Consider the following 21,906-nt stretch of genomic DNA (forward strand, 5'->3'; position numbering starts at 1 on the left):
ATGAGTGAAATTTCAGATTAAAGCCTTTATTTAAGAATTTGGCATTAAAATACAAAAACTTGTTACTAGGAGCGAAAAATGGACTACAACAAACATAACAAAGGCTTTGTTTGTTTTATGTATAGCTTTGGACGAAACAGGATAGTTTATGCTGTTTTGATGTTTTTAGTCATATTTTTGCTTGGTTTTTTGACATTTGGCTCAAGTGCTCAAGCTGACATTTTAAATTTACAAATAGCCCTTAGTGTCATGCTTTGCGGGCTTTTACTCATCCTTGTAAATCCAAAAATTTTTATCATTAAGCTAATTGGCTATTTAATTTCACTTGCTGGTGTTATGATAGCTCTTCACAATGCAAATTTACTAGGCGAAGGCTTTAGCTTATATTTTTACGCAAGCCTAGTTTTTGGCGCATTTATGATGCTCATGCTTCTTAGCTGGTTTGTTTACAACGCAAGAAGCAGTGAGATAAATGAAATTTAGTTCGCCACTCCCATAAGCACACTTGCGTAGGTGTTTTGCTTAGGCTCTGAGCTTGTTGCATCATTTACATTTATGCGGCCAGTCTCAAGCCCAGCCTTTATGAGTGCTTCTTTTACTGCATTTGCACGCTCATTTGCTAGCTCAACTAGTTTTTCCTTATCCACTTCGATAGCTTTTATTGCCTCTTCTCTTAAGGCCTTATCACTTTTATCTTTAGCGTTTGGAACGAGAGAATTTAGCACGGTAATATAATCTTTGCCACTTGAGGCGATTATTTGATTTATCTTTTGATCAAGCTTTTTTTCTTTAAAGTAGAGCACATCTATTTCAGAGTAAGTAGGCGTGATGCTAAGTTTCATCATAGGCTTTGCAGTGGTTAATTTTATAAAATCAGCTATTTTTGGTGCTTCTGAGCTTATTAGCTCGCTGCTTCCAGCAAGAAAATCAATAGAGCTAAGATCCTTGCCGCCAAGCCCTAGAGCATTACCCAAAAATCTAAACGGAGCTAACGTAATGTCTGCAAAGAGTTTTTTAACAGCAGCCCAAATGACACCGCCATATTTAAAGTCAGGATCGTCTAAATTTCCCTCAACTGGAAGGTCGATATTTATTTGATTATTTTGATCGCTTAATATCAATATAGCAAGCGAAAGTGGCAAATTTACAGCATCTTTTGAATCAACCTTTTCTCCAAGTGTGAGTGTGTCAAAATTTATAAGATTTGAGCCGTTTAGTTTTGAATCAACAACGCTATAATTTAGATTTAAATTTAACTTACCTTTTTTTATTTTATAACCCAAAAATTGTCCGCTATATGGCGTTATGTCGATTAGATCGATGTCTTTAAAATCAAGCTTAATATTAGTATTTTGCTTTAATTCAAAAGGAAATAGTTTTGCTGTAATCTGAGAAAAGCCATTTTTGCCAACTGTGCCTTTAAACTCGCCTGAACTTGGACGTTTTTTATCGATGTCAGTTAGCTTGCCATTTAGATTTGAAATTTTCGTAGCAAATGGCATAAATAGTGACGCATCTGAAAAATCAACCTCGCCATTATTAAGTGAGAAATTTTTTATACTAAAATTTAGCTCGTCATCTTTTTTACTAGCTGCCTTTTTGCTCTCAGTTTTTTGCTCATTTTGGACTTTATTTTTATATTCTTTTACGATTTTGCTTAGATTAAATTCGCGCTCTTTACTTAGATGAGCCTTGATAAACGGCGAATTTAAAGCAACTCCAGTAATTTCAAGATTATTTTTAAAAAGTGAAATTTTATCCACTTCTAAACTTTTAAACGTGATTAGCTTTTCTTTATTTTTATCATCTAATCTAATATCTTTTACGCTAAGCTTTGCATCCGCTTTTATATCTTTTGCATAGTGAAGCTCGGCGTTTGCACTCATCTCTCCACTTGAAAGGTCTGCCTCTAAAAATGGCTTTGCGTAGGCAAAATATTTTGGCAAATTTTTATCTTCAAGTTTGATTTTAGCAGTTATATCAAGTGGTTCAAGTTTGATCTTTGAGGTTAGGTCCAAATTTAGCTTTTGCGAGCTTTTTATATCCACTTTCGCGTCAAATGGCTTACTAAAATCGCTACTTAAATTTGCTATTTTTACAAACAAATTATCAAATTTATGAGTGATCTTCTCGCCTTCAAAAAGATGCGTCAAAGCGATACTAGCATTATTTACATTGATATTTTTTATATCAAATTTAAACTCATTTTCTTTGCTTTTTGAAGCTGATGTATTTTCTTTTTTAGTTTTAGTGCGATGATTAGCTGTTTTTGCCGGCTCTTTCTCACCAAGTCCAAGCTGGTTTATCACGCTTAAGCCGCTATCATTTAACTCTGAGTTAAATTTTGGTCTATTTACATCGATATTCTCAGCACTCAAAGCCATATTTAAAATATCAAATTTGATCGTTTTTGTAAGCACATTAGCGATATCTAAAATCTCTTTATTTTTTGCCTTTAAATTTATACCATTTATACTAATCTCATCAAGAGTTGCAAGGCTTTTATTGGTATCTTGAGCGAAGCTAATGTTTGAGATTTTAGCCCCTGCTACATTTGCATTCGCATTTTTACTAAGTGGAGCATTGATACCATCAAACGCTATTTTTTCAAGCGTTAGAGTGGTTTTATTATTTGCTAAATTTGCATTTAAATTTGAGGCATTTATATCTTTTAGATTTACTAAATTTTTACTGGTTTCGTCTATTTTTAGGGCATTTGCATTTATGCTATTTAGTGCAGCTGTCGCATTTAGCTCACTTTTTTCATTTAAATTTGCTAAAAGTGAAATATCGTTTAAATTTAGTGATTTTAAGCTTGCTGTTATTGCATTTTTAAATGACACATCGCTTAAATTTATGGCATTTAACTCTAATTTAGCATCTATCTTGTCTGCTATCTTACTTGATAGATCAAATTTTGGAAGCTCTAGCTCACCAAGACTTAGTTCGTTTTTGCCCTCATCTATGTTTAGCGATTTTACATTTAAAAAGCTATCCTTTAAATTTATATTTGTAGCGTTTTCATCGGTAATTAAAGTGTAATTTATTCCTAAATTTATGACCGCATTTTTAAGATTTAGTGTGTCATTATCGATAAAGCTAATCGCCACTGGATCGATACTAAAGTTCTTTATGCTGATATTGCCCTCGATTTTTAGGGGATTTAGCTTGATATCGCCATTTAGATCGATCTTGTGAGCTAGAGTCGAGTTTGAGTCAAAAATATGGCTGCCTGCACTATTTTTCTTCGTATTTAGCGAGCTTAGCTCGTAGTTTATATCATCAAAATTTACGTTAAATGGCTTTGTTAAATTTTGGTCAATATATGAAAATGAGCCTTTGATGATTTTTGCGTTATTTAGGGCAAAATTTATAGAGCTAGTGCTGTTATCTTCGGTAGTTGCGTTATCATCGTTTATAAAATTACTAAAGTTAAATTTTGAATTTTTATCTCGTAAAATTTTGACATTTGGCTCTTGAAGCCTAAAAATATCAACTTCAACTAATTTTTTAAAGATAGAAAATGGCTTTAGCTTGATGTCGATTTGCTTTGTGCTAAAAAGTGGCGAAGTAGTGTTTAACTCGGTGTTTGTGGCATTTAGTTCAAAGGTAAATGGATTAAATTTAGCGTCTGCTACAAAAAGTGTTGCGTTGTAGTCTTTTAGATACTTTGGAACGATATACTTAATGCCATAAGGTACTCCAAAAAATCCAAGAAGAGTATAAATAAGCAAAAGTGAAACTAAACTTATACCTGAAATTAGGGCTATTTTTTTATTTTTATTCATTTAAATTTTTACCTTGAAGTGATCTAAAATAAACTTTGATTTTACTTTAAATAAGGTTAAATTCTAGTTAGAAATTTCTAAATTTTTAGACGTTAAATTTACATTTTAGTTAATAATACTTTTATAAAATTCGTATTACCATTTCACAAATACCTTTTAAACAAAGGATGCAGTGATGAAGAAAATTTTGCTTGTCTTTTTTCTGTTGTTCGGCACTCTTTCTTATGCAAATGAAAATGCCGTTGTGGTCGCTATCGAGGAGCAAACACCTCGTATAAATCCACTCTACGACGAGGATCACGATCCTACGCTTTCGCTGGTTTTCTCTGGTCTTACTATCCACGATGAAAATAGCCATGTAGTGCCAGAGCTTGCTAAGTCTTGGCAGGTGAGTGAAGATGGCTTGGAGTATATTTTTGAGCTAAGAGATGATGCTTTTTGGCATGACGGGGTGAAATTTAGCGCAAAGGATGTTAAATTTACCATTGAAGCAGCTCAAGATAAGAAGCTAAACGCGCCAGCTATTTCAAACTACGAGGTGGTAAAAAGCGTTGAAATTTTAGGGGATTATAAGGTCAAGATCACGCTTAGTGAGCCGTTTCCGCCGTTTCTTGATGCGCTTAGTTTTGGCGTGTTGCCTGAGCATATCCTAAAGGGCATAGATATCTCGACTGATAAATTTAACGAGGTTCCAGTAGGAACTGGCGCATACAAGCTAGTAAAATGGAAAAAAGATGAGAGTTTAGAGTTTGTGGCAAATGAGAAATTTTACAAGGGCGAGCCAAAGATCAAAAAGGTATTTTTTAAAATTGTCGGCGATGAAAATTTAAGACTTTTAGGCCTAAAAAGCGGTGAGATCGACGTCGCGCTCATCTCTCCAACAGGGGTAAATTTCATAAAAGATGATAAAAAACTTGACCTGCTTAAGTTTAAAAGCGCGGACTATAGGGCTTTGATGTTTAACTTTGAAGATCCTCTTTTTCAAGATAAAAATGTAAGGATAGCCCTAAACTACGCGGTCAATAAAGATGAGATAGTTAAAAATTTATTCCACGGATATGCAAGCGTTGCAAACAATCCGATAGAAAAAAGCTTTGCAAACGACGACGAGTTTAAATTTAGCTACGATCCGCAAAAGGCTAAAGAGCTACTTGAAAAGAGCGGCTTTAAGAAAAACAAAGCTGGTTTTTTTGAAAAAGATGGCAAAGAGCTTAGCTTTGATATCTACGCCTTTAATAACGACGTTTTAAGGGTCAATCTAGCCAAAATTTTAAGCAGCGAGTTTGAGAAATTTGGTGTAAAAGCCAAAGCCTACGCAAAGCCAAAAACAGCCTTTGATCTAAGTAAGGTAGATAGTTTTGTGATCGGCTGGGGAAGCCCATTTGATCCAGACTTTCATACGTATAGAATTTTTGGCGGATTTGCCGATGTGAGCATAAATGAAAATGGCTGGAACTTTAGCCACTACAAGGACGCAAACGCCGATGAGGCCTTAAAAAACGCGAGATATACAAAAGATGTGGAGCTTAGGAAAAAGCACTATAAAGAATTTCTGAAAGCGCTTCATGAAAACCCACCTTACATTTTCATAGTCTATCTTGACTATCCGCTCGTCTTTAACAAGAAAATTTCAGGCATAAAGACGCAAATTTTAGGTCACCATGGAGCTGGATTTTTATGGAACATAAGAGAGTGGCAAGTAAAGTAGTGGATAAAAACTTTGTTTAGAACCATTTTAAAAACAGCGATCTCAAACCTTGGATTGCTGTTTTTCATCTCATTTTTTCTATTTTTGCTCATATATTTTTTGCCAGGAAACGTCACTGACGCGATGTTTTTGCGGAGTGAAGCGCTAAGCGTGGCTATAAAAGAGCAAATTTTAGAAAATTTGGGGCTAAAAGATGGCTTTTTTGTGCAGTATTTTAGATGGCTAGCTCATTTTGTCGCAGGGGATTTTGGCACCAGTTTTGTAAGCGGAGCGAGCGTATCTCTACTAATTAAAGAGCGGCTTTTAAACTCGCTTATCTTATTTTTCGCCTCATTTTTTTTGATAGTTTTTTTATCCTTCTTCTTAGGATTTTTAAGCGCTATTTATAAAAATAAATTTGCCGATATCTTTATAAATTTTAGCTCCTTTTTGCTGGCTTCATTGCCGCATTTTTACATTGCGCTCGTACTAATAGCGATCTTTAGCGTCTATCTAAATTTGCTGCCAAGCTCTGGGGCAAACGAGCTAGGATCTAGCGGGGTTGGGGCTAAATTTATTATCTTGCCAACGCTTGCCATTATCTTGCCACACCTTGGCGCAAATGTGAAATTTGTAAGAGACAGACTAAATCAAAGCCTAAACGCTGACTTTATCCAAACAGCTCACGCTAGAGGTTTGGGGCGCGGCAAAATTTATCTTTTCTCCATAAAGCACGCAAGCACCGATATAGTCTATTATTTCGCTACACTTGTGGCTGGCGTTTTTGCAGGCTCATACGTCATTGAGAGCATTTTTTCATTTCCAGGCATAGGCAAGCTTGGCCTTGATGCAGTGATCGCCAAAGACTATCCAGTCGCACTTGCGACCATTTTGCTAACGGCTGTTATTGTTGTTTTTGCAAATTTACTGGCTAAAATTTTTGCCATCTTGGCAGATAAGAGAAATTTATGAGAAAAGTCATATTTTTCCTAGCCTGTTTTGTATTTTTAGCGCTTGTCACATTTGCTTTTGTGACGCCGTTTTTCTCTAAATTTGAGCCAAATTTCACTGACTTTATGGCGGTAAATTTATCCCCAAGTGGTGAACACATCTTTGGCACTGACATCCTAGGCAGGGACAATCTCATAAGAGTGGCCTATGCGCTTAAAAACTCGCTTCTTATCTTGCTGCTAGCTGGCTTTTTAACGACGTTTTTCTCGCTCATTTACGCATATTTTGGCACGAGTAAGAGCAAAATTTACGAGAGCCTTTTTGACAAGGGGCTTGATGCCTTTTTAAGCATCCCAAACATCGTTTTTATCATGCTTTTTAGCTCATTTAGTAGTGGAGATATACTTATCACCTCTTTTATCATAGCCATTTGCTCGTTTATGCAGGGCGCAAAAGTTTTTATGCAAAATCTAAGACTTAATAAAAAGTGCGACTACGCCGAGCAGGCCGTGATAAATGGGGCTAGCAAATTTAGCCTGATCTGCTTTGAAATTTTGCCAAATTTAAAGCATTTAATAGTTAGTATCTTTGGCATAAATGCGATAAACGCAGTCGTCATGGAGGCCACACTTGGCTTTTTTGGCGTGGGTAGCGACGCAAATAAAATAAGCCTTGGTATCATGCTAAATGAGAGCAAAGAGGCGCTTTTTCTTGGCTCTTGGTGGATGGTGCTTTTCCCTGGCGTGACGCTCTTTTTGCTCATCCTTGCAACATCAATCATCACATCAAATTCAAAAAATGGCAATATAAAAATATGATAGAGATTAAAAATTTAAACGTTTTTTATAAGGATAAGAAGCTTTTGCGTGAGATTGATTTTGAGATGAGTGAGGGTAAATTTATAGGTATTACAGGTGAAAGTGGCAGTGGTAAATCGCTCTTTGCAAAGAGCCTAATAAGGCTTTTTGATGATGATTTTAGAGTGAGGGCGGATAATTTTAGCATTTATAAAAAAGATATCTTAAAACTTAGCCAAAATGAGCTAAAAGAGTACCGAAAAAAGGTTGCTGCGCTCGTTTTTCAAAACTCTATCGCCAGCCTTCATCCGCTCTTAAACGTGGGTGATCACTTTAATGCCTATCTTGGCGGCGATAATAAATCAAATAAAGAGCTTGCATTTAGCTATTTTAGGGAGTTTGGGCTAGATAATGCTAATCTCATCTGGCACAAATACTCATACGAGCTAAGTGGCGGCGAGGCGAGCCGTGTGCAGATCGCTCTGGCGCTTTGCCTGAAGCCAAAAATTTTAGTCTGCGACGAGATAACAAGCGGGCTTGATAGCATTAGCGGTAGCCACGTGGCGGGCATCTTAGAGAGCCTAAAGGGCAAGATGAGCGTCATCTTTATCTCGCATGATGAGGCGCTAACGAACTATCTTAGTGATGAGATCTGGCAGATGAGAGATGGGCGGCTAAATTTAAAGGAAAATGCGTGAAAATAAGGCTTGAAAACGTCTCAAAAAGTTTAAGCTTTAAGGAGCATTTTAACGCTAGAGCTGAAGTGTTGCACCTTTTAGAGGGGATAAGTTGCGAGCTTGATGATGGCGAAAATTTAGCCATTTTGGGCCAAAGTGGCAGTGGTAAAAGCACGCTTGCAAAGCTCATATCATTTAGCGAGCCAAAAAGTGGGGGCAAAATTTATATAAACAATGAAGAGATCACGGACAAAAATGAGCTAAAAAAAGATATCAGATACATCTTGCAAAACCAAAAACAAGCCCTAAATCCAGCGCTAAAAGTAAAAACCGCGATCGCTCACGTGAGGTCATATCTTAAGCTTAGCTTTAGCGAAAATGAGCTCAAAGAACTCATGTCAAATTTAAATTTAAAAAATGAAATTTTAGAAAAATTCCCCTCTCAACTAAGTGGCGGCGAGGCGACAAGGGTTGGGATACTGCTAGCGCTTCTTTCAAAGCCAAAAATCCTAATCTGCGATGAGATAACAAGCGGACTTGACAACGAGACAAAGCAAAAGATCATAAATTTGCTTTTAAGCTTAGATGAAAAGATCAGTATCATCTTTATCACGCACGATATCTTAAGCGCGATGAAGATAGCGCAAAAGGTGCTAATAATCGAGGCTGGCAAGCAAGTAGCGTGGGGTAAATTTGATGATCTTGAAAGCCAAAATGTCCTTAAAAAATACCTCGATGCTACAAAAATTTATAAAAATAATCTTTGATATAATGCAAGCAAAAAGGGTCAAATTTGCTAGTTCATATCTGCTGCTCGGTCGATAGCCACTATTTTTTACAACGCTTAAGAAAAGACTTTCCAAATGAACGAATAGTAGGCTATTTTTACGATCCAAACATACATCCATATAGCGAATTTTTACTGCGTTTTGAGGACGTGAAGCGAAGCTGCGAGAAGCTAGGTATCGAGCTAATATGCGGCGAATACGACTACGAAGCGTGGCTTAGTGGCACAAAGGGACTTGAAGATGAGCCAGAAAAGGGCAAAAGGTGCGAGTACTGCTTTGACTTTCGTATGAAAGACTCCGCTAAAAAGGCACTTGAGCTAGGACTTGGTAAGATCACGACGACACTTTTGATGAGCCCAAAAAAGGACTTTTCTCAGCTTAAAAAGGCGCTTGATGAGGCGGTAGCTGGCTCAAATTTGGAGGCGGTCGCAGTTGATTATAGAAAAAATGGCGGCACAAGCGAGCAGTTTATCCTCGCTAAAAAAGATAAGCTCTATCACCAAAATTATTGCGGCTGCGTCTTTGCGCTAAAAAAACAGCGCGACTCGCAAAATTTGCCCCAAAGTGAGCTAATGAGCGAGCTGCACGCAAGGACACTTTATGGCAGCATAGAAGCTAGGCTTGAGCTTTATAAAAAGGTGTGCGAGTACGAGGCGAGAGGTGAGAAATTTCACCTTTTTAGAAGAAGGTTTTTAAACTACAGGCTTTTGCGCGCTAGTGTGAAATTTCAAAACGCTGTGATACCAAGCTATTTTGTGCTCTACTCTGGCTTTAAAAGAGAAAATTTAAAGCTAAATGTAGAAAATTCCTGCGAAATGGACGATGAGCTAAAAGAGGGTGCAATCTTTATGAGTATAGATCGCTTTAATAAATTTACAAACAGCAAATTTAAAAGCATTGATGAGCTTTGCAAAAGGCCGCTCGAGCTTGACGCTGAGATGAAATTTCGCCGTGATATAAGCGGAGAATTTTCGCAAAATCCTATCATTATCTTAGATGAGGTCAAAAAGGGTAGCTACGAAATTTACGCAAAGGCTGTTTTTTATAACGATAGCGAAGAAATTTTGGTTTTAGACTAAGAGGTGAGTTTATAAAATTTATCTTAAAGCAGTGAATTAAATTTTTGCCACATAAGGCGAAATTTAGAGATTTTTAAAAGAGGCTAATAATTTTTTTCTTAGTATAAATTTGTTACAATCGCCACAAATTTACATTACTAAGGCTAAAACGTGATAGACGTCGTAGAAATTCAAAAAATTCTCCCACATAGATTTCCATTTTTGCTTATCGATAGAGTTGTCGAGCTAGAGCCAGCTAAGAATATCGTCGCTTATAAAAATGTAACCATTGGTGAGCCGATATTTCAGGGGCACTTCCCAGGTCACCCGATCTATCCTGGCGTGATGATCATTGAAGGCATGGCACAAGCTGGTGGCGTGCTAGCGTTTAAGAGTATGAGCGACGAGCATCAGGCTGGTATCGAGAATAAAGTGGTTTATTTTATGAGCATAGACGGAGCAAAATTTCGCCATCCAGTCCGCCCTGGAGATAGGCTAGAGTATAGACTAAACGTGCTAAAACACAAAGGAAATATCTGGGTGCTTGAGGGCAAAGCATATGTCGATGATGTGCTATGCGCCGAGGCTGAACTAAAAGCGATGATAGTCGATAAATAGGCTTTAAGAAAAAGAGATACAATGAAAAATATCCACCAAACAGCCGTTATAGAAGATGGAGCGATCATTGGAGATGACGCAAATATCGAGGCTTATGCGTTTGTAAGTAAAGATGCGGTCCTTGGCAACAACGTCACAATAAAGCAAGGCGCAAGGGTGCTTGGCAAGACGAGGATCGGCGATAACTCTCGTGTATTTAGCTACGCGATTGTGGGTGACATCCCGCAAGATATCAGCTATAAAGATGAGATTGATACCGGCGTTATTATCGGCGAGCACGCAACTATACGTGAGTTTTGCACGATAAACTCAGGTACGCATAAGGGCGATGGTATAACAAGGATCGGCAATAACGCCTTTATCATGGCGTATTCTCACATCGCGCATGACTGCATAATAGGCAGCAACGTCATTTTGGCAAATAACGCAACTCTAGCAGGTCACGTCGAGCTTGGTGATTATGCTGTTGTGGGCGGTCTTACGCCTATTCATCAGTTTGTTAGAGTGGGTGAGAGCTGTATGATCGCAGGTGCAAGCGCGCTTAGTCAAGATGTTGTGCCATTTTGCCTAGCTGAGGGCAACAGAGCATATATAAGAAGCTTAAATTTAGTTGGCATTAGGCGTAGATTTGACAAAGAGCAAGTTGAAGAGCTAGTTCGCGCTTATAAATTTTTGTTTAATCAAGGCATCAGCCTAAAAGATCAAGCAAACGAACTGATCTCAAAAACCAGCGACGAAAACGTGAAGAAAATGTGTAAATTTATATTAGAAACAACAAGAGGAATTCCGCTTGCAAAAGGAAGAGATTAATGGCTAGAAAGTGTAATTTTTGTGGAGAGGCTGAGTCTGCCGAGAGAAGATTACTCGCTGATATCGAAGGAAATGCCTATATATGCGAGTATTGTATCGCTGCTGCATACGATATGATACATGGAGATACTAGCGTAGAAGAGAGTAAAAACGGCGAAACGATAGAGTATCAAAAGCTCACACCAAAGGAGCTAAAAGCGGTACTTGATAACTACGTGATCGGTCAAGACAAGGCTAAAAAGGTCTTTAGTGTCGGCGTATATAACCACTATAAGAGAATTTTTAAACAAAGCGACATCAAAGACGATACTGAAATTTCAAAATCAAACATCTTACTTGTTGGCCCAACTGGAAGCGGCAAGACGTTGATGGCTCAGACTTTAGCGAGATTTTTAGATGTGCCTATCGCAATTTGTGATGCCACAAGCCTAACTGAGGCTGGATATGTCGGCGAGGACGTTGAAAACATCTTAACAAGGCTCTTGCAAGCTGCAAATGGCGACGTGAAAAAGGCGGAGCAGGGCATTGTTTTTGTAGATGAGATTGATAAGATCGCTAGAATGAGTGAAAATAGAAGCATTACAAGGGATGTTTCAGGTGAAGGCGTACAGCAAGCACTTTTAAAGATCATCGAAGGAAGTGTTGTAAATATCCCACCAAAAGGTGGCAGAAAACATCCAAACCAAGACTTCATCCAGATAGATACGACAAATATTTTATTTGTTTGTGGCGGTGCATTTGACGGACTTCTTGATATTATCGAGAGAAGGGTTGGTAAAAATGTACTTGGGTTTAACCAAGAAAAACGTGGCAAAAATGAAAAAGAAAATTTACTAAGCCTACTTGAGCCAGACGATCTTGTAAGATATGGCCTCATTCCAGAGCTTATTGGCAGGCTTCACGTAGTAGCTACTTTGAACGAGATAACAAAAGAAGATATGGTAAAAATTTTAACTGAGCCAAAAAATGCGATATTAAAACAATACCAAAAGCTTTGTGCGATTGACGGTGCTACACTTAAATTTGATGATGAAGCACTTGAAGAGATAGCAAGTTTAGCTATCGAGCGAAAAACCGGGGCTAGAGGGCTTAGAAGTATAATGGAAGAGCTTATGACAGACATAATGTATGAGCTGCCAGAGTTAAAAGAGTATGATATTGTTATCTCAAAAGAGACTGTAAAAGATAAGGCAAAGCCAATTTTAATAAAACACGATAAGAAAATAGCGTAAAGGAAATAGATGTTTTTAGATCAGGTTATAGGTTTTTTCTCAAGTGATATGGGCATAGATCTCGGTACGGCAAATACACTTGTTTTGGTAAAAGATAAAGGCATAATAATAAACGAGCCTTCTGTTGTTGCAGTAAGACGTGAAAAATATGGCAAACAAAAAATTTTAGCGGTCGGGCATGCCGCAAAAGAGATGGTCGGAAAAACTCCAGGCGATATTGAGGCGATAAGGCCGATGAGAGATGGCGTTATTGCAGATTTTGATATGACCGAGCGCATGATACGCTATTTTATAGAAAAGACTCATAAAAGAAAAAGCTTTTTACGCCCAAGAATCATCATCTCGGTTCCTTATGGACTAACTCAGGTTGAAAGAAAGGCCGTTAGAGAAAGTGCCTTAAGTGCTGGTGCAAGAGAGGTATTTTTGATCGAAGAGCCTATGGCAGCAGCGATTGGCGCAAATTTACCAGTTCGTGAGCCACAAGGTAACCTAGTAGTTGATATCGGTGGTGGTACGACTGAGATAGGTGTTGTCTCGCTTGGTGGTCTAGTCATCTCAAAATCAATCCGCACAGCTGGCGATAAGATTGATATTAGCATTGTTAATTACATAAAAGAGAAATATAACCTACTAATAGGCGAGCGAACTGGCGAGGAGATAAAGATTGCCGTAGGTTCTGCCGTGCAGCTTGAAAAAGAGCTAAGCGTAGTGGTAAAAGGTCGCGACCAGGTAAGTGGTCTTTTAAGTAGAGTTGAGCTAACTAGCGAAGATGTGAGAGAGGCGATGAGAGAGCCACTAAAAGAGATCGCAGATGCGCTTAAAACCGTACTTGAGATGATGCCGCCTGATCTTGCTGGCGATATCGTGGAGACTGGTATCGTACTAACTGGCGGCGGAGCGCTTATTAGAGGACTTGATAAATTTTTATCTGATATCGTTAAACTTCCAGTTTTTGTAGCAGATGAGCCACTTCTCGCGGTTGCTAGAGGAACGGGCAAGGCACTTGAAGAGATTGGGCTTTTACAACAGCTGACAAATGAAGAGTAAGATTGTTCTTTTTGTTTTTATAGCATTGCTTGCTACGGCCTCAGTTTTCAAGGGAGAAATTTTAAGTAATCTTTCTATCGGGTTTAGTAACTATGCTACAAATTCATACGACAATTTTGCTAAAAGCGTGAAAGACTATATAAACGAGTATTTTAGGCAGGCTAGTGAGATAGAAAAGCTAAGAGCGCAAAATGAAGAGCTAGAGCGCTCAGCCACGCTTCTTTCTACTTTTGCGAACGAGCTAAATCAAATTTTAAAAGATAAAAACTCAACTGCCTATGCCCCAGCTGTAAAGCTTGTAAAAGGGCTTAGCTACGTGCATATCGGGGATTATAATAAAATTTGGATAAGTGAGTTTGAAGGATACGACCCAAATAAAATTTATGGACTCATCTATCAAGGAAATAGTGCTGGTATCGTCATCGCAAAAGATGGCAAGCCACTAGCTTACTTGCAAAATGATCCAAAAAGTATATTTGCAGTCTATATAGGAAATGAGAAAATTCCAGGCGTCGCGCATGGAAATCAAGGCCAAATAATGGTGAAATTTATCCCACAATGGCTCAGCCCAAAAGAGGGCGATGAGGTCTTTACGAGCGGACTTGACGGGATATTTTTTAGTGGGGTGCCAGTAGGGCGCGTGAGTAAAATTTTAAAAGAGAGCTCCTATCAAAGCGTGATAGTAGAGCCCTATGCAAAGCTAAACATACCAAACTACCTATACGTTGTAACAAAGGAAAAATAATGCCAAAAAGAACAGATATAAATACCATTTTACTAATCGGCTCAGGCCCTATCGTCATCGGTCAAGCCTGCGAATTTGACTACTCAGGCACGCAAGCAGCCAAGACGCTAAAAGAGCTTGGATACCGCGTAGTGCTCATTAACTCAAACCCAGCCACCATTATGACTGACCCAAATTTCGCCGATGCAACGTATATAGAGCCGATCACAAAAGATAGCATTTTAAAGATCATCGAAAAAGAAAATATTGATGCCATCTTGCCAACGATGGGTGGACAAGTAGCGCTAAATGCCGCTATGGAGGTCTTTGAGAGTGGCCTTTTAAAGGATGTCAAATTTCTTGGTGCAAACCCAGAAGCGATAAAAAAAGGCGAAGATAGACAAATTTTTAAAGCAACTATGCAAAAGATCGGCATGGACCTGCCTGAGAGTAGATATGCTTACAACATGGATGACGCGCTAAATGCAGCAAATGAGATAGGCTTTCCGCTCATCATAAGAGCTAGCTACACGCTTGGTGGTGCAGGAAGCGGCGTGGCTTATAATATGGATGAGTTTAAAGAGCTAGCCAACACCGGCCTTGACGCAAGCCCAATACATGAAATTTTGATAGAAGAGAGCTTGCTTGGCTGGAAAGAGTACGAGATGGAGGTTATTAGAGATAGAAATGACAACTGCATCATCGTCTGCTCGATCGAAAATTTTGACCCAATGGGCGTGCATACAGGCGATAGTATCACGGTCGCACCAGCTTTAACGCTAACAGATAAAGAGTATCAAGCTATGCGTGATGCTAGTTTTGCCATACTTCGTGAGATCGGCGTTGATACTGGTGGCAGTAACGTGCAGTTTGCCATAGACCCAAAAAGTGGTCGCATGATCGTTATCGAGATGAACCCACGCGTTAGCCGAAGCTCAGCCCTTGCAAGTAAGGCTACTGGCTATCCTATCGCAAAGGTCGCGACACTACTTGCAGTTGGTTTTAGCCTAGATGAGATCAAAAACGACATCACTGGCACACCTGCTAGCTTTGAGCCGGTGATTGACTACATCGTGACAAAGATCCCACGTTTTACATTTGAGAAATTCCCAGGATCAAACCCATATCTAGGCACTGCGATGAAGTCAGTTGGCGAGGTTATGGCCATTGGCAGGACATTTAAAGAGAGTATCCAAAAAGCGCTTTGCAGCCTAGAGCGCGATCTTTGCGGATTTAATAGCTTAAATTTAGAAAAAAATGCCTTGGTTTATGGCATCAGAAATGCAAACGAGCAGAGAATTTTATATCTAGCGCAAGCCTTTAGAGATGGATTTAGCGTGGCGGAGGTGCATGAGTTTAGCAAGATCGATCCTTGGTTTTTGGAGCAAATTTATGAGATAGTTAAATTTGAAGATAAGATCGATATGGATATCTTAAACAACGAAGAGCTACTGCGAGAGGCTAAAAGCATGGGCTTTTCAGACAAGATGATAGCTGTGCTTATAAATGAAAAAGACGATCTTGAGCTTAGCCAAAATGATATCTATTTTGCTAGGCAGAAGCTTGGCATCGAGCTTGAATACAACGAGGTCGATACTTGCGCTGGCGAATTTAAGGCGCTAACCCCATATCTTTACTCAACCACAAATATCACTAAATTTCCTAAAAAAGAGCTAGCAAAAGACGCTAAAAAGGTGATGATAATAGGCGGCGGTCCAAACAGGATCGGCCAGGGTATAGAGTTTGACTACTGCTGCGTGCACGCAAGCTACGCACTAAGAGACCTTGGCGTAAAAACGATAATGTACAACTGTAACCCAGAAACCGTCTCAACCGACTACGACACGAGCGATATTTTGTACTTTGAGCCGATCGATTTTGAGCACGTGAGATCAGTCATCGAGCGCGAAAAGCCAGATGGTGTGATCGTGCATTTTGGCGGCCAAACTCCGCTTAAATTTGCAAAACGCCTAAGCGTGATCGGCGCTAAGATCATCGGCACAACCGCAAGAGTGATCGATGTGGCCGAGGATAGAAAGAAATTTAGCGAATTTATAAATAAAATAGGCGTCCTTCAGCCTAAAAACGACACCGCCACTAGTTTAGAAGAAGCCTTGCAAAAAGCTGCTACTATCGGCTATCCAGTACTCGTTCGCCCAAGCTACGTTTTAGGCGGTAGGGCGATGAGAAGGGTGCATAACGAGAGCGAGCTAAAAGAGTATATGAGTGAGGCGGTAAAGGTTAGCAACCACTCGCCAGTGCTACTTGATAAATTTTTACAAGACGCAAAAGAGCTCGATGTAGACGCGATATGTGACGGCAAAGAGGTATATATAGGTGCTATAATGGAGCACATCGAGGAGGCCGGAATTCACTCTGGCGACTCAGCTTGCATATTGCCACCGATGAGTTTAAGCGCAGAAATGATAAAAAAAGTGGAGAAGCAAACCAGAGATATCGCGCTAAATTTAGGTGTCGTTGGCCTTATGAATATCCAGTTTGCTATCTATGAAAACGAGCTTTATATGATCGAGGTAAATCCTCGCGCGAGCAGAACCGTGCCGTTTGTGAGTAAGGCCACTGGCGTGCCTATGGCAAAGGTAGCAACAAGAGTTATGTGGCAGGGAAATTTACGTGAGGCACTTAAATTTTATGATGATTATAGGGTTGTTTATGAGGACGGCGACATCCTAAAACCTCGCGTAAGTTCGCATATTTGTGTAAAAGAATGTGTATTGCCATTTAACAAGCTAAGTGGCGCCGATCTCATCCTTGGTCCTGAGATGAAGAGTACGGGCGAGGTTATGGGTATCAGTCACGATTTTGCAAGCTCATTTGCAAAGAGTCAGATCGCTGCGAGCAACACTTTACCAAGCAAGGGTAGGGTATTTTTGACATTAGCTGACGGCGACAAATCTTATGCGCCAGACCTTGCAAGAGAGCTAATAGCACTTGGCTTTAGCGTCATCGCAACTGGCGGAACGCATAAAATTTTAAGCGAAGCTGGCGTGGAGGCCGAGTTTGTCTATAAGATAAGCGAGGGCAGACCAAACGTCGAAGATAGGCTTAAAAACGGCGACATCGCACTTGTTATAAATACAAGCGATACAAAATCAAGTGTAGATGACGGCAAAAAGATCCGCCAAAATGTGCTTAGATTTAAAATTCCATATTTTACAACGATCCGTGCAGCACTCGCAGCTGCTAAGTCACTAAGTGCAGTTCAAACTAGCAAAGCGCTTGAGGTAAAAAGCTTACAAGAGTATCTAAGGAGTAGTAAATGATATTAGGTGGAACAGGTGGTTCAAATACAAAAACTGGATTAATTTTTGAAGGTAAAGTTGATTTGGCGACTTTTTTATCACAACAACGTAATTACAAGATAGATAAAGACTCGAATGTTTTTTATAAAGGTAAATATATTGCTAGCATTTTTAAAAAATATAAATTTTATGATTTTTTAAAAAGTAAAGGTATTGATTGGGCTACTATCATATCCAAACGTCTCTTGCCAGACGATAGCATTTACGTTATTGTTAATAATACGTTTTTTATAATAGAATGTAAATTTCAAAGAGTTGCTGGTTCAGTTGATGAAAAGCTACAAACATGTGATTTTAAGAAAAAGCAATATCAGAAATTACTTTCTCATTTAAATATGGAAGTTGAATACATTTATTTACTTAGTAATTGGTTTAGAAAGAAAGAATACAAAGATGTTCTAGATTATATTTTGTGTGTTAAATGTAAGTATTATTTTGAATATATTCCACTTCAAATTTTGGGATTACCAATACCATGAAAGATATCTTTAAGCTCATAAATGGCGACTGCTTTAATGAACTAGCTAAATTTAAAGGCGAGTTTGACCTTATCTTTGCAGATCCACCGTATTTTCTTTCAAATGGTGGGCTTAGCATCCAAAGCGGGCAGATAGTTAGCGTAAATAAAGGTAAGTGGGATGAGGGCACAAATATAGATGAGATCGATGAATTTAACCTAAAATGGCTCAAGCTTGCTAAGCAATCACTTAGTGACAATGGCAGCATAATGATAAGTGGGACATACCACAACATATTTTCTATCGGCAGGGCACTTCAAAAGCTTGATTATAAAATTTTAAACATAATTACGTGGCAAAAGACCAATCCTCCGCCAAATTTTAGCTGCAGGTATCTAACCCATAGCACCGAGCAGATCATTTGGGCTAGAAAAGATGAGAGACATAAACACATCTTTAACTATGAGCTTATGAAGCGGATAAATGGAGATAAGCAGATGAAAGATGTGTGGAGTTTTGCTGCGATTGCTCCTTGGGAGAAAGCATGTGGTAAGCATCCTACACAAAAACCACTTTCGCTTTTGATAAGGCTTATTTTGATGGCAAGTAATGAAAATAGTGTCATTTGTGATCCATTTGCAGGCTCTGCAACAACTGGTATAGCTGCAAATTTACTAGGTAGAAATTTTATAGGTATTGAAAAAGAGCAAGAATTTATAGATATTGCACTTAAGCGAAAGGCTGAGCTAGAAGCAAATTTTATAAATTTTAGAGATAAATTTAGTGATATAAAAATGCTTGAGAGCTTAAAATTTGGTTAGGTTTAATATGCTTTGATTTACAACGATCCGTGCAGCACTCGCAGCTGTTAAGTCGCTAAGTGCAGTTCAAACTGGCAAAGCACTTGAAGTAAAAAGCTTGCAAGAGTATTTATCTAAAAAATAATAAATTTAAGGCAGTTTAGCTTATAGCTAAACTGTTTTTAAAGTATTGCTGGAAGCAGTAGATGTCCATATATGGCATTTTGCTTTGAATTTTAGTCTAGCTTTCATCAATCTAGTAATATTAAAGCTTATGTTTAATATAATCTCACTCAAAAGGAGAGATTATGAAAATTTTAAATGCTTTTTTTGCGGGTATTATATTCGTCCTTGCTCCTATTTTTACGCTATTTGTTGGAATTTACAACAACTACTTTTCTTACTATGGTATAAGCGAGTATTTTAATGTTATTTTTGTTGATAACGTGCCTTTCTTATGGCTTTTGCCCGTATTTTTTATATTTGGGTATTGCTTTTTTTACGCGCCTTTTAGAAAAATTTTTAGAGCCTTTTATTTAGTTTTGCTGATAGTTTGTGCTTTTAGTTGGTATCCTGACTTTGGACGCACTTTAGGAGAGAATTATTTTATGAGTAAATCGCTATCTTTAGATATCTCATCAAATTTAGAAAATGAGCAAAAGACTGATGGAAAGATACTTTATGATGGACGAAGAGAAATTTATTTTTTAAGAAGCGATAATAATAAAGTCGTTAAAATTTCAAAGTAAAGTTTTACCTTTATTTAGTTAAAATGGCATAAAAATTTAAAGGTTTAAAATGCGTTTAAAACTCCCACACGTTCCGTATATTTCACATAAAATAGCAATAGATCTTCTAAATTGTGGTTTCGTAAGACTAAATAAAGGCATTGAGCCAATCGTAGCAAAAACAAGTGAAATTTTAATAGTCGATATTCAAAAAGAAAGAGCTTTAGATGAGCGAGTAAATGAGCTTTTGGAGAAAAATGAAGACGAGATGCAAACTATGCAAATTGACCGTAAAAATATGTTTTGGCTCGTCAAAAAGAAGCTTGCAGGCGAATTTGATGTAATCTTAACCCACGAAGATAGATTTAGTAATATCGCTCACAAAGTGCTTGAAACTATTTGGAAGAGTGGTCTTGTTGATTATAATGTATCTGAAAATCGTGTAAAAAATGTGATTTATAACTCAATAGACGAGTACTTAAAAAGCTATGAGAAGATAGAAGATGATGTTTATGAAATGATACAAAATTATAAACATAAGCTAATCCCAGGAACTGATGAATATGATCTTGTCTTTGAGCGTTTATATCAAGATGAGCTTAAAAAAAGAGGCATGCTTTAATGAAAGCTTACATTTATATTGAAAATGGTGTTTTTTTAGAAGCAAAAGCTTTTGGTGCTCACGGCGAGTGTGCAGGTGAGCTCGTCTTTAATACCTCAATGACTGGCTACGAAGAGATCATGAGCGATCCAAGCTATGCTGGTCAGTTTATCGTCTTTACTATGCCAGAAATAGGCATAGTAGGTATAAACGAAGACGATATGGAGAGTCTTAGAATTCATGCAAGTGGCGTTATAATGAGAAGCTACAACGAGACCCCGTCAAACTACCGTTCGCAAAAATCTTTGGGAAAATTTTTCGAAGAGCAAGGTAAATTTGGTGTTTATGACATTGATACTAGATACCTTACAAAGATGCTACGTGATGAAGGTGCCTTGATGGCTTATATCTCAACGCAGATAAGTGATAAAGATGAGCTAAAACGCAGGCTTGAAAGTAGCGGGCGTATCGAAAATATAAACTACGTAAAAACAGTTAGTGCGATGGATGAATATGAGCACAAAAAAGGCGCTTGGGATAGAAATTTAAAGTCATATAAGCCGCTAAAAAGTATTGGTAAAAAGATAGCTGTTTTTGACTTTGGTGTAAAGAGAAATATCCTAAACGAGCTATGTGAAACCGGCCTTGAGGTTATTGTTGTGCCACACGACACTAAGGCTGAAATTTTGATAGAAAAATTTAAAAATGGCGAGATAAATGGAGTATTCTTATCAAATGGTCCTGGTGAGCCAAAAAATTTAAAGGCCGAAATAGGTGAGATCAAAAAGATGATTGAGGCTAGGATACCTATATTTGGCATTTGTCTTGGACATCAGCTACTATCAAATGCCTTTGGATACGAGACATATAAGCTTAAATTTGGTCAGCATGGAGCAAATCACCCAGTGCTAAATTTAGAGACAAAAGCGATCGAGATAACAACACAAAATCACAACTACAACGTACCTGAAAGTATCGCAGAAGTAGCTGTTGTGACTCATAGAAATTTATTTGACAACACAATCGAAGGCGTGAGATACAAAGACTATCCGATCTTTTCAGTTCAGCACCATCCAGAAGCAAGTGGTGGCCCAAGCGAGAGTAAATATATATTTAAGCGGTTTTTAGAAATTTTATAAGATGCAAAATATAAACCTTTACATGATTGTCTCAGTTGCATTTTTAAGTAGCTTTAGTCATTGTGTAGGTATGTGTAGTGGATTTTTGAGCCTACAGACTCTATTTTTTAAAGGCAAAAGCAAGAGAGAAATTCTAATGCTAAGTACGCTTTATAGTCTAGCTAGAATTTTTGCTTATGTGGTTTTAGGAGCTTTGTTTGGTGCCTTTGGAGCGGCCATTAGCTTTAACATGCAAGCAAGAGGTCTTATATTTTTTATAGTTGGCTTAGTGATCGCGTTTATCGGTATTGCCTTACTTTTTAGGGGTGAGCTTTTAAAATTTGTAGAGAATCAAAAGGCGCTTAATTTTGTAGTAAGAATTGCAAAAACAAGGATTCAAAAGAAAAATTTAGCAAATTTTTTATTACTTGGTTTTCTAAATGGCTTTTTGCCTTGTGGTGTGGTTTATTACTTTTTAGCACTTGGGATTTTAAGTGCAAATTTTATTGATTCGGCTTTTATAATGCTTGTATTTGGTCTTTGTACATTGCCAGCCATGCTTTTAGCTAGCTTTGTATTTGGAATTTTAAATGAAAAATTTAAAGACATAATGTTTAAGATCTCAGCTAGCATAATGATAATAAATGGAATTTATCTATCATTCTTAGGATATAGAGCAAATGCTTAAGATAAAAAAAAGA

At 38.0% G+C, this 21,906-nt stretch carries 20 protein-coding genes; 19 read left to right on the forward strand and 1 reads right to left on the reverse strand.

Annotated elements, in window-relative coordinates:
* Positions 1-78 precede the first annotated feature (78 nt).
* Positions 79-483, forward strand: coding sequence for a hypothetical protein (locus CVS84_RS00215; protein ID WP_103583286.1), 405 nt, complete (start codon positions 79-81; stop codon positions 481-483).
* On the opposite strand, the gene CVS84_RS00220 is transcribed toward CVS84_RS00215, so the two are convergent.
* Entirely contained in the window at positions 480-3,788 is a 3,309-nt protein-coding gene (locus tag CVS84_RS00220) for a DUF748 domain-containing protein (protein WP_107690701.1), read from the reverse strand. The two genes, CVS84_RS00215 and CVS84_RS00220, sit on opposite strands and share 4 nt — an antisense overlap.
* 175 nt (positions 3,789-3,963) lie before the next feature.
* Here CVS84_RS00220 and CVS84_RS00225 point away from each other — a divergent pair, with 175 nt between their 5' ends.
* The 18 genes from CVS84_RS00225 (at position 3,964) to CVS84_RS00310 (ending at position 21,893) form a co-directional block, all read left to right on the forward strand.
* On the forward strand, positions 3,964-5,496 hold the full coding sequence (locus CVS84_RS00225; RefSeq protein WP_107690702.1) for an ABC transporter substrate-binding protein: 1,533 nt from the start codon (positions 3,964-3,966) through the stop codon (positions 5,494-5,496).
* Positions 5,497-5,508: 12 nt separating this feature from the next.
* Positions 5,509-6,447, forward strand: a complete 939-nt coding sequence (locus tag CVS84_RS00230; protein ID WP_107690703.1) for an ABC transporter permease — start codon at positions 5,509-5,511, stop codon at positions 6,445-6,447.
* Complete coding sequence (locus CVS84_RS00235; protein ID WP_107690704.1) at positions 6,444-7,244, forward strand: ABC transporter permease; 801 nt, start codon at positions 6,444-6,446, stop codon at positions 7,242-7,244. The genes CVS84_RS00230 and CVS84_RS00235 overlap by 4 nt, the downstream gene beginning before the upstream one ends.
* Positions 7,241-7,921 carry an ATP-binding cassette domain-containing protein gene (locus tag CVS84_RS00240; RefSeq protein ID WP_107690705.1) on the forward strand — a complete coding sequence of 227 codons (681 nt, stop codon included), beginning with the start codon at positions 7,241-7,243 and terminating at the stop codon, positions 7,919-7,921. Before CVS84_RS00235 ends, CVS84_RS00240 begins: the two co-directional genes overlap by 4 nt.
* Entirely contained in the window at positions 7,918-8,667 is a 750-nt protein-coding gene (locus CVS84_RS00245; RefSeq protein WP_107690706.1) for an ATP-binding cassette domain-containing protein, read from the forward strand. Before CVS84_RS00240 ends, CVS84_RS00245 begins: the two co-directional genes overlap by 4 nt.
* Positions 8,668-8,693: 26 nt before the next feature.
* Entirely contained in the window at positions 8,694-9,767 is a 1,074-nt protein-coding gene (locus CVS84_RS00250; protein ID WP_107690707.1) for an epoxyqueuosine reductase QueH, read from the forward strand.
* A 150-nt stretch (positions 9,768-9,917) separates the two neighbouring features.
* The gene (gene fabZ / locus CVS84_RS00255) at positions 9,918-10,364 is read left to right on the forward strand and encodes a 3-hydroxyacyl-ACP dehydratase FabZ (RefSeq protein ID WP_004317884.1); all 447 of its coding nucleotides are present in this window, start codon (positions 9,918-9,920) and stop codon (positions 10,362-10,364) included.
* Between the two features lie 21 nt (positions 10,365-10,385).
* Positions 10,386-11,174 (forward strand): acyl-ACP--UDP-N-acetylglucosamine O-acyltransferase, encoded by a 789-nt coding sequence (gene lpxA, locus CVS84_RS00260; protein ID WP_107690708.1) that lies wholly within the window; start codon positions 10,386-10,388, stop codon positions 11,172-11,174.
* Entirely contained in the window at positions 11,174-12,406 is a 1,233-nt protein-coding gene (gene clpX, locus CVS84_RS00265; protein WP_107690709.1) for an ATP-dependent Clp protease ATP-binding subunit ClpX, read from the forward strand. Before lpxA ends, clpX begins: the two co-directional genes overlap by 1 nt.
* A gap of 9 nt (positions 12,407-12,415) precedes the next feature.
* Positions 12,416-13,453, forward strand: a complete 1,038-nt coding sequence (locus CVS84_RS00270; RefSeq protein WP_021090637.1) for a rod shape-determining protein — start codon at positions 12,416-12,418, stop codon at positions 13,451-13,453.
* Positions 13,443-14,198: a rod shape-determining protein MreC gene (gene mreC, locus CVS84_RS00275; RefSeq protein WP_107690710.1), complete on the forward strand. Its 756-nt coding sequence runs from the start codon at positions 13,443-13,445 to the stop codon at positions 14,196-14,198. The genes CVS84_RS00270 and mreC overlap by 11 nt, the downstream gene beginning before the upstream one ends.
* On the forward strand, positions 14,198-17,461 hold the full coding sequence (gene carB, locus CVS84_RS00280; RefSeq protein ID WP_107690711.1) for a carbamoyl-phosphate synthase large subunit: 3,264 nt from the start codon (positions 14,198-14,200) through the stop codon (positions 17,459-17,461). The genes mreC and carB overlap by 1 nt, the downstream gene beginning before the upstream one ends.
* Complete coding sequence (locus tag CVS84_RS00285) at positions 17,458-17,979, forward strand: PD-(D/E)XK nuclease superfamily protein (protein ID WP_107690712.1); 522 nt, start codon at positions 17,458-17,460, stop codon at positions 17,977-17,979. The genes carB and CVS84_RS00285 overlap by 4 nt, the downstream gene beginning before the upstream one ends.
* On the forward strand, positions 17,976-18,779 hold the full coding sequence (locus tag CVS84_RS00290; RefSeq protein ID WP_107690713.1) for a DNA-methyltransferase: 804 nt from the start codon (positions 17,976-17,978) through the stop codon (positions 18,777-18,779). The genes CVS84_RS00285 and CVS84_RS00290 overlap by 4 nt, the downstream gene beginning before the upstream one ends.
* A gap of 287 nt (positions 18,780-19,066) precedes the next feature.
* Positions 19,067-19,507 (forward strand): isoleucyl-tRNA synthetase, encoded by a 441-nt coding sequence (locus CVS84_RS00295; RefSeq protein WP_107690714.1) that lies wholly within the window; start codon positions 19,067-19,069, stop codon positions 19,505-19,507.
* A gap of 49 nt (positions 19,508-19,556) precedes the next feature.
* Entirely contained in the window at positions 19,557-20,108 is a 552-nt protein-coding gene (locus CVS84_RS00300; RefSeq protein ID WP_107690715.1) for a DUF507 family protein, read from the forward strand.
* Positions 20,108-21,226, forward strand: coding sequence for a glutamine-hydrolyzing carbamoyl-phosphate synthase small subunit (carA, locus tag CVS84_RS00305; protein ID WP_107690716.1), 1,119 nt, complete (start codon positions 20,108-20,110; stop codon positions 21,224-21,226). The genes CVS84_RS00300 and carA overlap by 1 nt, the downstream gene beginning before the upstream one ends.
* Position 21,227: 1 nt before the next feature.
* On the forward strand, positions 21,228-21,893 hold the full coding sequence (locus tag CVS84_RS00310; protein WP_234411875.1) for a sulfite exporter TauE/SafE family protein: 666 nt from the start codon (positions 21,228-21,230) through the stop codon (positions 21,891-21,893).
* Positions 21,894-21,906: the final 13 nt, after the last annotated feature.

Origin of the sequence: Campylobacter concisus (assembly GCF_003048575.1) — a bacterium.
GTDB lineage: Bacteria > Campylobacterota > Campylobacteria > Campylobacterales > Campylobacteraceae > Campylobacter_A > Campylobacter_A concisus_U.